The sequence below is a fragment of the Rhizobium sp. 05N49 genome (genome assembly GCF_056396805.1).
Map to the genome: position 1 here is coordinate 254,590 of NZ_JBFTME010000001.1, position 12,694 is coordinate 267,283.

General features: G+C 61.9%; 16 protein-coding genes. 12 read left to right on the forward strand and 4 right to left on the reverse strand.

Annotated features, from left to right (window positions below; all coding sequences use genetic code 11):
* The first annotated feature begins 186 nt into the window (after positions 1–186).
* Positions 187–1,131 (forward strand): alpha/beta fold hydrolase, encoded by a 945-nt coding sequence (locus AC1DF8_RS01335; protein ID WP_477994721.1) that lies wholly within the window; start codon positions 187–189, stop codon positions 1,129–1,131.
* Here AC1DF8_RS01335 and AC1DF8_RS01340 read toward each other — a convergent pair.
* The gene (locus tag AC1DF8_RS01340; protein ID WP_477995053.1) at positions 1,120–2,025 is read right to left on the reverse strand and encodes a LysR family transcriptional regulator; all 906 of its coding nucleotides are present in this window, start codon (positions 2,023–2,025) and stop codon (positions 1,120–1,122) included. The two genes, AC1DF8_RS01335 and AC1DF8_RS01340, sit on opposite strands and share 12 nt — an antisense overlap.
* 212 nt (positions 2,026–2,237) lie before the next feature.
* Between AC1DF8_RS01340 and AC1DF8_RS01345 the strand changes: the two genes are divergently transcribed.
* Positions 2,238–2,978 (forward strand): carbon-nitrogen hydrolase family protein, encoded by a 741-nt coding sequence (locus tag AC1DF8_RS01345; protein ID WP_477994722.1) that lies wholly within the window; start codon positions 2,238–2,240, stop codon positions 2,976–2,978.
* A gap of 40 nt (positions 2,979–3,018) precedes the next feature.
* On the opposite strand, the gene AC1DF8_RS01350 is transcribed toward AC1DF8_RS01345, so the two are convergent.
* Complete coding sequence (locus AC1DF8_RS01350; protein ID WP_477994724.1) at positions 3,019–3,351, reverse strand: low molecular weight protein tyrosine phosphatase family protein; 333 nt, start codon at positions 3,349–3,351, stop codon at positions 3,019–3,021.
* A 224-nt stretch (positions 3,352–3,575) separates the two neighbouring features.
* Between AC1DF8_RS01350 and AC1DF8_RS01355 the strand changes: the two genes are divergently transcribed.
* From AC1DF8_RS01355 to AC1DF8_RS01380, 6 genes are all read left to right on the forward strand, one after another.
* Positions 3,576–3,890, forward strand: a complete 315-nt coding sequence (locus AC1DF8_RS01355) for a BufA1 family periplasmic bufferin-type metallophore (protein WP_018115181.1) — start codon at positions 3,576–3,578, stop codon at positions 3,888–3,890.
* 43 nt (positions 3,891–3,933) lie between these two features.
* Positions 3,934–4,860: an MNIO family bufferin maturase gene (gene bufB, locus AC1DF8_RS01360; RefSeq protein ID WP_477994726.1), complete on the forward strand. Its 927-nt coding sequence runs from the start codon at positions 3,934–3,936 to the stop codon at positions 4,858–4,860.
* A complete protein-coding gene (locus AC1DF8_RS01365) occupies positions 4,847–5,650 on the forward strand; it encodes an HvfC/BufC family peptide modification chaperone (RefSeq protein ID WP_477994728.1) in 804 nt (267 codons plus the stop codon). The genes bufB and AC1DF8_RS01365 overlap by 14 nt, the downstream gene beginning before the upstream one ends.
* Before the next feature lies 1 nt (position 5,651).
* Positions 5,652–6,170 (forward strand): DoxX family protein, encoded by a 519-nt coding sequence (locus AC1DF8_RS01370; RefSeq protein WP_477995054.1) that lies wholly within the window; start codon positions 5,652–5,654, stop codon positions 6,168–6,170.
* Positions 6,171–6,381: 211 nt separating this feature from the next.
* On the forward strand, positions 6,382–6,948 hold the full coding sequence (locus AC1DF8_RS01375) for a sigma-70 family RNA polymerase sigma factor (protein ID WP_018115177.1): 567 nt from the start codon (positions 6,382–6,384) through the stop codon (positions 6,946–6,948).
* Entirely contained in the window at positions 6,935–7,570 is a 636-nt protein-coding gene (locus AC1DF8_RS01380; RefSeq protein ID WP_018115176.1) for an NrsF family protein, read from the forward strand. The genes AC1DF8_RS01375 and AC1DF8_RS01380 overlap by 14 nt, the downstream gene beginning before the upstream one ends.
* 220 nt (positions 7,571–7,790) lie before the next feature.
* Here the strand turns inward: AC1DF8_RS01380 and AC1DF8_RS01385 are convergent, their stop codons facing one another.
* The gene (locus AC1DF8_RS01385; protein ID WP_477994730.1) at positions 7,791–8,021 is read right to left on the reverse strand and encodes a hypothetical protein; all 231 of its coding nucleotides are present in this window, start codon (positions 8,019–8,021) and stop codon (positions 7,791–7,793) included.
* 134 nt (positions 8,022–8,155) lie between these two features.
* On the reverse strand, positions 8,156–8,329 hold the full coding sequence (locus AC1DF8_RS01390) for a hypothetical protein (RefSeq protein ID WP_477994732.1): 174 nt from the start codon (positions 8,327–8,329) through the stop codon (positions 8,156–8,158).
* Positions 8,330–8,547: 218 nt separating this feature from the next.
* Here AC1DF8_RS01390 and AC1DF8_RS01395 point away from each other — a divergent pair, with 218 nt between their 5' ends.
* From AC1DF8_RS01395 to AC1DF8_RS01410, 4 genes are all read left to right on the forward strand, one after another.
* Positions 8,548–8,748, forward strand: coding sequence for a hypothetical protein (locus AC1DF8_RS01395; protein WP_018115173.1), 201 nt, complete (start codon positions 8,548–8,550; stop codon positions 8,746–8,748).
* Positions 8,749–9,416: 668 nt separating this feature from the next.
* Positions 9,417–9,680, forward strand: coding sequence for a DUF982 domain-containing protein (locus AC1DF8_RS01400; protein ID WP_018115171.1), 264 nt, complete (start codon positions 9,417–9,419; stop codon positions 9,678–9,680).
* Between the two features lie 108 nt (positions 9,681–9,788).
* Positions 9,789–10,925 (forward strand): hypothetical protein, encoded by a 1,137-nt coding sequence (locus tag AC1DF8_RS01405; RefSeq protein WP_477994735.1) that lies wholly within the window; start codon positions 9,789–9,791, stop codon positions 10,923–10,925.
* Positions 10,926–11,154: 229 nt separating this feature from the next.
* Complete coding sequence (locus AC1DF8_RS01410) at positions 11,155–12,639, forward strand: DHA2 family efflux MFS transporter permease subunit (protein WP_112969389.1); 1,485 nt, start codon at positions 11,155–11,157, stop codon at positions 12,637–12,639.
* Positions 12,640–12,694: the final 55 nt, after the last annotated feature.

Below are 12,694 nucleotides of genomic sequence, written 5' to 3' on the forward strand. Positions count from 1 at the left end.
GGATGGAGACGATTTACGGCGTGGACGGATCATCCGGTACTGCGGGAAAGTGAGAGGCAGGCTCTCACCGATGCGCTCTACCGGCGCCAGGCGCGATGCACGATCCTTGTCATCGAGAATTCACCCGGCCGCGACCACGAGGCTCAATAACAGCCAGCACGGCCGCCGGAGAGAAGGACAACGGACATGATGACATCGTCACTTGGAGCATTGCTCGCCGCCGCCGCAATCACAGGCGCCACACTGACACCCGCAAGCGCCGGCGCGATTGCAGCCGCAAGGCCTGAAGCGAGCACCATTGCCATCGGCGGCGATATCACCCTCAGGCGGTTTGTCGTGCATAATCCGGCCGCGAAAGGCACCGTGCTCTTCCTGCACGGCTTTCCCGAAACCGCTGCCGTCTGGGGTGACATGGCGGCCGCGCTCGGTGATGAATTCGAGGTGCACGCCTTCGACTGGCCGGGATACGGCCTGTCGTCGCGGCCCGAAAACTTCTCCTATTCGCCGCGTGATTATGCCGGCGTGCTGAAGGCCTATATCGACAAATCAGGCATCGACCGCTCGAAGCTGACGATCTATGCCGCCGATATCGCCGCCCTGCCCGCCCTGCTCCTGGCACTCGACGAGCCCGATATCGCACGGCGCATTATCGTTGGCGACTTCGCCCCCTTCAACCGACCGGCCTATATGCATGAGCGCCTGCAGAACCTGAAGAGCGAGCCGGCGGCTTCCCTTACCCGCACCGTCATGAACCAGACGAGCGACGAGATCCTTCAAAACGTCTACAGGCGCGGTCTGGCAGAGGACGAGCAGTTCGATCTCGCTGCCGGCGTGAAGGAAGACATGGTCCGCGGCTGGAGCAACGGCGCCCTCACCTCCGCCGATGCCTTCTACCATTATTACGCGGCCTTCACCCGCGACCAGGATCTTCTGGAAGCAAACCTCGGCAAGCTCAGGACGCCGGTAAAGGTGATCTGGGGCGAAAAGGACATCTATATCGACAGCCGCATGGGCGCAGAATTTGCCGAAAGGACCGGCGCGCCGTTCGACGTCCTGCCCGGCATCGGCCACTATCCGCATCTGCAGGCACCGGAACGGATCGTCACCGAAATCCGTGCCTTACTGGATTGAACCATAGCTCCGGCAGGCTTCGCGCAGCCGCGGCAGGGTCCAGTCGATGAAGGAGCGCACCTTGAGCGCCAGGAAACCCTGGCGCGAATAGACGATATGGATCGGCTGCGGCGCGCCAGTGTAACCGTCAAGAACAGGCACGAGCGAACCGGCGGCAAGTTCGCCGGGGATCTGGTAATCGAAAAGCCTGGCGATGCCGGCTCCGCCCACGGCGGCGGCAACGCAGTTTGCCGCCGTATTGACCTCTATGCGATGGCGCGGCACCACCTCCACCGGCCGGCCATCGATATCGAAGGTCCAGAAAAATGTCCTGCTGTTGAAGATGATCCCGTCATGATCGGGCAGATCCCCCGGATGCTGCGGACACCCGCAACGCCTGAGATAATCCGGGCTCGCGCAGGTCAGGACCCGAAACTCGGCAACCTTGACGGCATAGAGCGAGCTATCCGCCAGCGCCCCCAGCCGGATGGCGACATCCACCTGCTCGCTGACGAGATGAACGGTGCGATCGAGCGAGAGCAGGTTCAGCGAAACCTCCGGATGCTCGGCCATGAAATCCAGCGCGATCGGCAGCACATAGCGATTGCCGAATTCCACCGGCATGGTGATCGTCAGCGTTCCCCGCGGCCGCTGATATTCGCCGGAAGCCCGGCGCTCCGCCTCCTCCATATCGGCAATGATCTTGCGCGCCGCCTCCACATAATCGCGCCCGGCATCGGTGAGCTGCAGCTTCCGGCTGGTGCGGATGACGAGACTGGCGCCGAGCGACCGCTCYAGCTCTGCCACCTTGCGGCTGACGCTCGGCAGCGGCGCATTCAGCCGCTTGCTGCCCGCCGACAGGCTGCCGGCATCGACAACGGCAAGCAACACGCGCATCGCATCCAGCCGGTCCATCCCCGCAGCCTTATCCCGCCTTCCCCGTGGAAATCTTAAACCTTCGAAACTCCGATCGATAGATGGGTGGCTGTCGATCGCAGTCAGCTCTTCCGCTCCGCCCGACACCGCGGAAACGATCTCTTCGGCCTCGGCATGGGAAGTGGCGATCATGGTGGACGGATGCTCGCCTGCTCGGATACGGATAATTGCGAGAACAACCGGAACCCGGAATGAAAACCGTCCGCATCGCCGCCGCCCAGACCTTGGAATATCGCGAAAATGTCGAGGCCGCCCTGACATGCGCGCTCGATATGATCCGTCAGGCCGAAGCGGAAGGCGCCCGCCTCCTCTGCTTTCCGGAAGGTTTTCTGCAGGGCTATCTGACTGAGCCCGAAACGGCACGACGAGCCGCCATGGATCTCGGATCCCCTGCATTCGCCGCCGTCATGAGCCGGCTCGCCGATGCCGGCCCCATGATCGTCATGGGCATGATCGAAGCTGAAGGCGAAGCGCTGTTCAACACCGCCGTCGTCATCGAAAGCGGCAAGCTGATCGGCCGATATCGCAAGGCGCACCTGCTCAAGGGAGAAAGCTTCTTCCAGCCGGGCGCCGAAACATCAGTCTTCACGGTCGGTGGCCTGCGCTTCGGCATCAACATTTGCTACGACACCGGCTTCCCCGATGCCGCCCGCAAGGTCGCACTCACAGGCGCATCCCTCCTCGTCTGCTGCGCCAACAACATGATGCCGCGCGCCAATGCCGAAAAATTCCGGGACGTGCACAACGCCGCCAGAGGCGAGCGCTGCCGGGAAACCGGCCTGTGGCTCATCTCCGCCGACGTGACGGGGGAACGCGAGGGACGCATTTCCTGGGGACCGACGGCTGTGTTGAACCCCGCGGGAGACGTCGTCGCACAGCTCCCACTCGAAGCCCCCGGTCTGCTCGTGTTCGATATCGCCGGCGATCGGTAGAGCGCAACAGCACTGCTAATGTCCGACCGGATCAGTCGGTTCACAGATATCTGGGAACCTTGTGTTCCAGTAGCCTGACCAGCATCGGATCCATGAATTCGTAGTCATCGGGAATGTCGAGGCAGATAATGCGCTTGCCGTTCAGCGACTTGCGGTATTTGCGGGTGATTTTGCCGCGATGCGCCTTCTCCATCACAAAGATGATGTCGGCCCACTCTACCTGTTCGGCATCGAGCGGATTGCAGGCATCGTTGTTTGTCCCCGCCGACGATACCTCGATGTCCTCGCGCGCAGAAAACACCTGCTCGGCAGTGGGGCTTCTGAGCTTGTTCTGGCTGCAGACAAACAGCACGTTTCGAGGTTTGATCGACATATCGGAGCCTGACCGCAAACTGGGATCGAACGGATGATTGCACCAGCATAAGCATCGTCCTTGCGCCCCGCAAAACGATTCCGTTGCGGGGAGGCACCTTCCGCGCGCCCCAAAACAACATCACGCCTTCGTTACCGCCACGCCTGTAACAACCCGCTTTCCCGTTGCGAATACCTCGACGTGCCCCGCTGAAACAGGGGCGTTTCAAGCAACGGAGACTACCAATGTTGAAGACTTCCATCAGCACCGCCCTTCTTGCCGGCGCGATCACGTCAGCTCTTGCCACGATGGCCAGTGCCGCCCCGCTGACCAAGGCTGAAGCTGCTGCTGCAACCGCCGCCCACAAGGAGAAGTGCTACGGCGTTGCGCTCAAGGGTCAGAACGATTGCGCCGCCGGCCCGGGCACGACCTGCCAGGGAACTTCGGTGAAAGACTTCCAGGGCAATTCGTGGAAATTCGTCCAGGGCGGAACCTGCGCCTCGCTCGATATTCCAGGTGGCCGTCACGGTTCGCTGAAGCCGCTGACGCGCGACATCTAAGCCGCCCGCAATCAGACCAGGATCAAGGAAAGCGGAGGCGAAGATGAAAAACGTCGACAAGGCGTCCAACCTTCCCATGGAGACGGAGAGCACCCTCCGCTTTCCGACATATCAGCTTGCCGGCGTGGCCGGCACCAGCTTCAAGCCGGAGCATCTTGCGGCGATCTCGGCCATAACGGGGCCGCAGGGCTTCTTCGAGATCCATGCCGAGAATTACATGGGCGCCGGCGGCCCGCCGCATCGCGCACTCGAAAGAGTGCGCCGCGACCACCCGATTTCATTGCATGGCGTCTGCATGTCGCTCGGCGGCCCGCAGCCGCTCGACAAGCTACACCTCAGGCGCTTCAAGGACCTCGTCGACCGCTATGAGCCGGCGCTGATTTCAGAGCATCTCGCCTGGTCAACACATGTCGATACCTATCTGAACGACCTGCTGCCGCTGCCCTATACCGGTGCGACGCTCGCCCATGTCTGCGATCACGTCGATGAGATGCAGAACGCGATCGGCCGGCAGATCCTGCTGGAAAACCCATCTACCTACGTGCTCTTTGCGGAATCCTCGATGAGCGAGACGGATTTCATTCGCGAGATCGCGCGGCGCACCGGCTGCGGCCTGCTGCTCGACATCAACAATGTCTTCGTGTCCGCCACCAATCACGGCTTTTCGGCGCTGGAATATCTGCGTGACTTCCCGCTGTCTCAGGTCGGCGAGATCCACCTCGCCGGCCACGCCGAACAGGAGGATGACGAGGGCGAGCTGCTCTTGATCGACAGCCATGACGGCCCGGTCGCCGATGCCGTCTGGCAGCTTTACGAGATCGTCATTGCCAGATGCGGGCCGATCTCGACCCTGATCGAATGGGACAGCAAGATCCCCGACTGGCCGGTGCTGCGTGCCGAGGCCCTGGCTGCGCAGGCCATTCTGGATCGCCATGCCAATAACAGGGGAACTGCCCATGCGATCGGCTGAAATCGTGCCGATCCGGCCAATGCTGCCAGATTTCGCCGGGCAGTTCTCCGCCACGCTGCTCAATCCGGATGCCCCGGCGCCTGCTCTGGTCACCGGCCCGCGCGGCAAACGGGCGGAGAAGCGATACAATGTCTATCGCAACAATGTCACCGTCAGCCTGATTGCCGCATTGTCGTCGATCTTCCCGGCGGTCGAGCGTATCACCGGGCCGGATTTCTTCCGCGCCATGGCCCGCTTTCATGTGCGCGAGACGCCGCCCTCCTCGCGGCTGCTGTTCGAATACGGACGTGACTTTCCCGACTTCATCGACCGCTACGAATATGCGCAGGAAATGCCCTGGCTTTCGGACGTGGCGCGCATCGAGCGCGCCTGGCTGGATGCCTATCACGCCGCCGATGCGGCTGCATTGACGGCCGAAACACTCGCCGCCGTGCCGCAGGAAGAACTGGGCGGCGTAACGTTTCGTCCGCATCCGGCAACGCGGCTGGTTTCATCCGCCTATCCGGCCGTCACCATCTTTGCCATGAATCGCGGCACGGATCCCGTTACCCGCGTCGAAAATCGCCCCGAGGACGGGTTGATTACCCGTATCGACGACGACGTCACAGTACGCCTCCTGCCGCCGGGCGGAGCCGCCTTCTTCAATGCGCTGCTCTCGGGCGAATGCCTTGCCGCAGCCGTGGCAGCCGGCCTCGACGCCTGGCCTGCCTTCGATCTGTCCGCCGCCATCGGCGAGACGATCGCAGCCGGCGCTTTTTCCGCGATCGAACTGGAGAATTCCAATGTCTGATATGCTTGACTCCAATGCCCACAACAAGCCTCGCAACGGCGCTCTCTCCCCGCTGACGAGGCTGGTGGCGACGGCCGACGGACTTGTCCGGGCCGTCGCCCAGCCCGATATCGTCCAGGCCGTCATCCGCGTGGCGCTTGCCGTTCCCTTCTGGCGTTCCGGCATCCTGAAATGGGATGGCTTCCTGCAGCTGAACGATACGGCAATCGATCTCTTCACCCAGGAATTCATGCTGCACCTGCCGGGTGGCCCCTATCCCTTCCCGATGCCCGCGGTCATGGCCTTCCTTTCCGGCTGCGGCGAGATCACCTTTCCGACGCTGCTCGTCTTCGGTCTTGCTACCCGCTTTGCCGGCCTCGGCCTGCTGTTCATGACCCTGATCGTCGAACTGACGGTGCCCGATGGCTGGCCGATCCACATCACCTGGGCGGCAATGGCCCTTGCCATCATGCGCTACGGGCCCGGCCGCCTGTCGCTCGACCATCTGATCGTGCGGATGTCAGGCACTGCCAAAAGCTAGAACACTCGACGTCAGTCATCGACATGATCAACCGCCCGGCTCCTCATCGCGCCGGGCGGCTTTTGCGCTTTGTTGCCGCACCACTCTTGCCGTTTGCCCGCCGATGCGCTCAATAGGCGCCGACGCCGGCTCTGCCTCACGCGCCGCGTCATCAAATTTTTCAGGATGACGGTAACAAACACGTGGCTCCGTGCGTAGAGGTGAGTAGCGGATGAAATATTCGGCCCGCGAAGAGGAATGGGCGGCCTGGATGCGCGCGGCGATCGCCGGCGACGCAACGGCCTATGACCGTTTCCTGAAGGCCGTGACACCCTATCTGCGTTCGATCGCGCGCAGGCGCTGCGACCAGTTCGGTGCCCCGCCGAGCGAGGTGGAAGACGTGGTGCAGGAAGTTCTGCTGGCAGTGCACCTGAAGCGCGGGACCTGGGATATTTCCCGCCCCATCGGTCCCTGGCTCTCGACGATCGTGCGCAACAAGCTGATCGACAGCCTGCGCCGGCGCGGCCGCCATGTCTCGGTCCCGATCGAGGATGTGATGGAGACGCTCGAAGCCGACCACCAGGAGGATGGCGCCGATCGCATCGATGTCGACCGCATGCTGGAAGGCCTGCGCGACCCGCAGCGCGAGATCGTGCGATCCATTTCGCTCGGCGGCGCCGGCATCCGCGAAACGGCCGAGCGGCTACAGATGACGGAAGGCGCCGTGCGAGTGGCGCTGCACAGGGCGCTCAAGGGATTGGCGGCCCTCTATCGGAGCAATACGCGTGAAAACGGATGACCTGATCAACATGCTGGCAAAGGATGCGCGCGTTCGCATCCGCTTCGGTCGCGTCTTCATGATCGCGCTTGCCATCGGCGTGGTGATTTCAGCCGCACTTCTCATCTCCACCATCGGCATCCGCAGAAATATGGCCGAGATGATCGAGACACCGCGCGTCCTCTTCAAGCTCGGCACCACCCTGCTGATCGCCGTGACGGCCACCCGCCTCGCCTTCCGGATCGGCAAACCCGGCCTGTCCTTGCGCTCCGCGGCCCTGACCCTCATCCTGCCGCTGGTGGTATTGATCGCCGGTATTGCGACCGAGCTCTTCGTCGTGCCGCAGGCGGACTGGGCGGCGAGCATGGAGGGGCATTTTTCCGCCTTCTGCCTGTTCTTCGTGCCGACGCTTTCGATCGCGCCGCTTGCCGCCATCCTCTATTCGGTCCGTCAGGGGGCGCCGGAAAATCCGGGCACGGCGGGCGCGGTGGCGGGTCTTGCCGCAGGCGGCATTGCGGCCGCCATCTATGCCTGGCACTGCCCCGATGACAGCCCGCTGTTTCTGGCGACATGGTACTCGATCGGCATCCTGGTCGCGACGGCAGCCGGGTTCCTGCTTGGCCGGAAAATTCTTCGCTGGTGAGGCGCGCGAGGTCTGCATCGATCGATGCCGCGCGGACGTGGCAAAATATCGCCAACCACCGGGAACTTTTGGCGCCGCTTGCAGTCTGATACCCGGACCGTACGGCGTCCTTTTCTTTGATAAAAGCATGCACCACACGGGCGTCGTGCGATCCAGCCTGTTGTTTCCCAATTGTTGGCCCGCTTCGGCGGGCCTTTTTATGCCCGGCGGCTACAACGCTCTAGCGTATGCGCTTGCCGGTCAGCGCCTGCCAGGCGAGCCGCAGCGTATCGAGGCGGGAGCGTATGCGCTCCTGCTGCGGGATGGCCAGCCGGTTGCGAAAATCGGCGTGCGCCTGGGCTTCAAGCCTGCTTCCGAGTTTTTCCGGCAGATGCGGCACGGGTGCGCCCGTCAGCCGGTCGATCACAGTCCAGTCGTCGTCATTCCGGCGCTCGATGTCGTAACGGTTCATTGCGGTCGTGAGGTCTCTGAAAGAGGGATGAGGATGACAAGAAAGCGGCTTTCCCGCAGACATGCAATCGGCGAAATGTGAGTGAACGTCAGAAAATACGTTCATGGTCAAAATTGCGTTGCCAAGGCCTGATGTCATAGGTCCAGCTTTGCCATTCTCCTCTTGCCGATGCGCTTGCGCACCTTTGCGGGCCGGGCCTTCAATACGGCCGGCGCATATATCAAGTCCATGAGATGCAGGGGTTTGCCGTTGGTCGTGCTGCTGTCAGTCTCTCGCGGGGCCATCCGCACGATGATCTCGTCGAACATTCTTGCTCCCCCATGCCTGCCTTCCATATGACCGTCCTCCCCTACGGTTTCTTCTCAGGCGCTACGGTAGCATCCGATAAAATGGCAGACCAATCGCACATTGGAGCTAGCCCGAATGAACCTCAAATGCCGTCTTTTCGCCATCGCTGCGACATGCATTGATAGCAATACGGATCTAGAATGCCGCAAGCGTCGGAAACCAGTCACTGGAGATAACCATGCACGAGATGACACCATCGGAAATGCTGAGAGATCCACTGATCCGCCAGATGCTTCGCGCTGACAAGATCAGTCTGGCAACCTTTGCAGCCCTGCTCGACGCTGCAGCCCGTCAGCACGCCCGTCCCGCAGGCGATGGCAGCTTCCCGACATCGAAGATGTCGGAAACCTGGAGCGTCGATGCTGCGGCCTATATCTGACCGACCGTTTTTCCGCGATGCCCGTCCGACTCCGGGCACCCCTGAGGCCCGCTCCCTGGTGAGCGGGTCCTTTTTATTTGCGAAGACGCAAACCTCGAAAATTCCATTGAAATCCGCGGATCCGGCCGAAATGGCAGATGATGAAGGCGGCAGGCCCTCATGTATGCCTGCCGCCTCCCGCCTCCGAGCGTCCGCCGCCCAGCGCTCAAGGAGGGAGGGACACCATAGCCCGGCATTGTGGCCTTTAGGGCAGTTTGCCCGGAAGATATTCCCGGTGTCGTCCGAGAGTCACATCACCCATCTGGAGCACGCCGGTCGTGATCTGGCATATGTTGTTGAAAGCGTTGGCCGAGATCGGGCCGTGCCTGTGGATAACCTGTGGAAATCTTGTGGACTGCAGACCGCTTGCAGGCGTCGCCGGGCGCCGAGCGTTGCCATTTCGTTCCAAATGCGGTCTTCTGATCTCGCCTGCCATCGGCCTCCGCCGCAACTGACGCCGATGCAGCCACAGGGCGCTCCGACATCAGGTCGTGGAGCGCCCTTTCTTTTGGCCGCGGCAAATAAGTCACGCACTCAACATTCACGCATTCCGCAATTCCGAATTTCATAATTCACGCGTATAGTGTGTTTGAGGGTCTCAATCTCCGTGCCTTGAGGGGTCGAGGACAATGAGCTGGAATACGTCATCGGTATTCGCGCCGGTCGGGCTGGTTTTGCGCGGTCGGGAGACGCACACTGTCGTGCGTACCCTCGGCGATGCCGCATATCTGCTGATCCGGGATTGGCCTTTCGATGATGGCGAGGAATACATGATCGCCGTCAAAGCCTGCATCGACGCCATCTGTGGAGAAGTGGCTCCGGAACAGTTCCGGGAAGCATTTCTGCGCGCCGCCGACGAGGCGGGTATCGCGGCGCTGACGATTGTCCATTGAAGGACGCCTTTTGGGGCAAAAGACATAGACTGCATTGATTTTCTCGGTAGAACCGTCATCTGCTTCGGCGGCGCGATGACGCGCGCAGGTTCGAAGACCCGAGAGGCAATGAAGACAGCAGCAATAACAGGGGCAATCGTCTGCATGGCCTTTACGAAGGCCGCGGTTGCACAATCGACGCTCGATGCCTCCCCGCTCCAGCCGGACTACGTCGCCGTCATGCAGGCGCTCGACAAGGATGGCAAGCCGGTCGACCCGACTGTCACCATCATCCATCACGACGGCATGTTTCTGAGCGAGACRCTGCGCGGCGGCCGGACCAGCATCGGCTTCGGACCGGATGAGGCCAGGCCCGTTCTGCGCTGGAGCAGGCAGGCGGATGGTGAAATTACATATCTCGAGCTTCTTCTTCGCGCCCGCAAACCTGACATCGCGAAAGCGGACGCGCCGCAGCCACTCGCGGAGGTCTCGTCCATCGCCGGCGAAGGCTGCACATGGATCGAAACGGTAAGCAGGCCGCCCTCACCAGGGACGTTCATTTCGCGCGAGCAGAATTGCGCCACCAAGGACGGCATCGTCATTGAGACAAGGCTGCTGACCCCGAACGACGTGCCGATCTACCACACCCGTCTCGTCAGCCTTGACCGCCGTGACGTCGCCCCCGCCGAGGTCCTTCCGCCACTGGAAATCCTCACCCCGGAATACTGGCTGAGACCGATCCGGAGCAGTAATGCCGATCCCTCCCAGCCCGATTTCGACATCACGCTGGAGAGCACCGGCGGCGCGACGATCCGCTTGTTGCGGCATTATCCCTGGCACTACCGGGAGCAGCGGCACGGCGATGGCTCCGTCAGCATCAAGATCTGGAACAAGCGCGAAGATCAGGGCGTCTCCTATCAGCAGGCAGACGGCTATCGCCGGCTCACGGCCGCACGTCCGGCAGACGACGGCTCATCGTCGTTGAAAGTCGATGAGGCAACCGGAAGGACTTCGCTCGACAAAAGCGAAACAATCCTCGGCGAGACCTGCGAATGGTTCGATCTGATGCCGGGAGTTCAGGACGCGGGAAACAGGCAGTGCCTCACACCTGACGGCCTGCCGCTCAAGCTTGATGCCAGCGGCATGAATTTGGCCTTCCCCTACACCGCCACATCATTCCGCCGCCGCCCGGTCGATCTCTCCGAAATGCGCTTGCCGGCCGCAGCCTTTTCGCTGGACGAATGGGGCCTGCCGGCGCTGCGGTGATGCAGATTGCATGAGCTTGCACTGTGCCGTGGACACTGTTGGCAGTCATGCCCGGAGCCCCTATGGCATACCTATCGAAAAGAGACTTGGTCAGATTCCGCTAGAAAACGCCTTGCATCCAAGCGACAGCATAAAGACATAGGAAATACGCATACCCCGTGTCGCAATCAGCCCGGCACTTTCGTCTTAAGGCAGAACTCCTTCTTTCAGATATGGATATAGGAACGCCATGACCAGTGAACCTTTGCTTTCAGAGATCGAAGAACAGGCCGAATTGCCGGTCGAAGACCATAGTGCCCGCAACAGGCTGGTGATTGGCCTGCTGCTCGTCTCCGCCTTCGTGGTCATCCTCAACGAGACCATCATGGGTGTGGCGATCCCACACCTGATGGCCGATCTCAAGATCCCCGCGAGCTCCGCCCAATGGCTGACCTCGGCCTTCATGCTGACCATGGCCACCGTCATCCCCGTGACAGGTTATCTCCTGCAGCGGCTGAACACGCGACCGGTCTTCATCCTCGCCATGGCGCTCTTTTCCGCCGGCACGCTGGTCTCCGCGCTTGCCCCCGGCTTCCCCATGCTGGTCGTCGGCCGCATCGTCCAGGCCTCGGGCACGGCGATCATGATGCCGCTCTTGATGACCACGATCATGAACCTCGTGCCGCCGCATTCGCGCGGCAAGACGATGGGCAATATCTCGATCGTCATCTCCGTCGCGCCGGCGATCGGCCCCACGATTTCGGGCCTCATCCTCTCCTCGCTCGACTGGCGCTGGCTCTTCCTGCTGGTGCTGCCGATCGCGCTTGCGGCTCTGGCACTGGGTGCTGCGAAAATCGAGAACGTCACCGTGCCGTCGAAGGCACCGCTCGATATACTCTCGGTCATACTTTCGGCTATCGGCTTCGGCAGTTTCGTCTTCGGCATCAGCGAGCTCGGTGCGCCCGAGGGCGGTGCGACGCCGCTCGATCCCCGCGTCATGCTTGTTGCCGGTGCTGCCGTCATCGCCATCTTCATCTGGCGGCAGCTTTATCTGCAGAAGCACGAAAGGGCGCTTCTCGACCTGCGCACTCTTCAGACGAAGACCTTCACCATAGCGGCAGGCATGATGGCGATCCTGATGATGTCGATGTTCGGTGTCTTCATCCTGCTGCCGATCTATCTTCTGTCGGTCCTCGGCCAGACAACGCTGACAACAGGCCTGCTGCTTCTGCCGGGCGGCCTGATCATGGGCCTTTGCGCCCCCTTCGTCGGCAGGCTTTTCGACCGCTACGGCCCTGCCCGCCTCGTCATCCCCGGCGCCATCCTCTTCAGCGGCGTGATGTGGAGCCTGACCTTCATCTCCACGACGACTCCGGTCTGGGTCGTGCTCGCCATCCATATCGTGCTCAGCATCGGCCTTGCCCTGATGTTCACGCCGCTCTTCACCGTCAGCCTCGGCTCGCTGCCGCCGAACCTCTATTCCCACGGCAGCGCCATCATCGGCACCACCCAGCAGGTCGCCGGTGCCGCCGGCACCACGCTCTATGTCGCCATCATGACCTGGCGCGCCGGCGTGTTGACTCAAGGTGAGGCAGATGCCGCAACGGCAACAGTCGGCGGCATGCAGTCCGCCTTCTTCGTCGGCGCGCTGATTTCGCTGGCAGCGGTCGTGGCATCTCTTTACGTGAGACGCCCGCCCAACCAGCCTGACGGCCAGCCGATGGGCGGGCATTGACGGCTTCCGGCGAGCCTAGAGCAATTCCAACAAAAGTGCGCTGCGGTTTTGTGTC

Excerpts from the sequence above, each read along its gene's own strand:
- AC1DF8_RS01335 (WP_477994721.1), top strand. The coding sequence starts at position 187 with ATGATGACATCGTCACTTGGAGCATTGCTCGCCGCCGCCGCAATCACA.
- AC1DF8_RS01345 (WP_477994722.1), top strand. The coding sequence starts at position 2,238 with ATGAAAACCGTCCGCATCGCCGCCGCCCAGACCTTGGAATATCGCGAA.
- AC1DF8_RS01350 (WP_477994724.1), bottom strand. The coding sequence starts at position 3,351 with ATGTCGATCAAACCTCGAAACGTGCTGTTTGTCTGCAGCCAGAACAAG.
- AC1DF8_RS01355 (WP_018115181.1), top strand. The coding sequence starts at position 3,576 with ATGTTGAAGACTTCCATCAGCACCGCCCTTCTTGCCGGCGCGATCACG.
- bufB (WP_477994726.1), top strand. The coding sequence starts at position 3,934 with ATGAAAAACGTCGACAAGGCGTCCAACCTTCCCATGGAGACGGAGAGC.
- AC1DF8_RS01365 (WP_477994728.1), top strand. The coding sequence starts at position 4,847 with ATGCGATCGGCTGAAATCGTGCCGATCCGGCCAATGCTGCCAGATTTC.
- AC1DF8_RS01370 (WP_477995054.1), top strand. The coding sequence starts at position 5,652 with ATGCTTGACTCCAATGCCCACAACAAGCCTCGCAACGGCGCTCTCTCC.
- AC1DF8_RS01375 (WP_018115177.1), top strand. The coding sequence starts at position 6,382 with ATGAAATATTCGGCCCGCGAAGAGGAATGGGCGGCCTGGATGCGCGCG.
- AC1DF8_RS01385 (WP_477994730.1), bottom strand. The coding sequence starts at position 8,021 with ATGAACCGTTACGACATCGAGCGCCGGAATGACGACGACTGGACTGTG.
- AC1DF8_RS01390 (WP_477994732.1), bottom strand. The coding sequence starts at position 8,329 with ATGTTCGACGAGATCATCGTGCGGATGGCCCCGCGAGAGACTGACAGC.
- AC1DF8_RS01395 (WP_018115173.1), top strand. The coding sequence starts at position 8,548 with ATGCACGAGATGACACCATCGGAAATGCTGAGAGATCCACTGATCCGC.
- AC1DF8_RS01400 (WP_018115171.1), top strand. The coding sequence starts at position 9,417 with ATGAGCTGGAATACGTCATCGGTATTCGCGCCGGTCGGGCTGGTTTTG.
- AC1DF8_RS01410 (WP_112969389.1), top strand. The coding sequence starts at position 11,155 with ATGACCAGTGAACCTTTGCTTTCAGAGATCGAAGAACAGGCCGAATTG.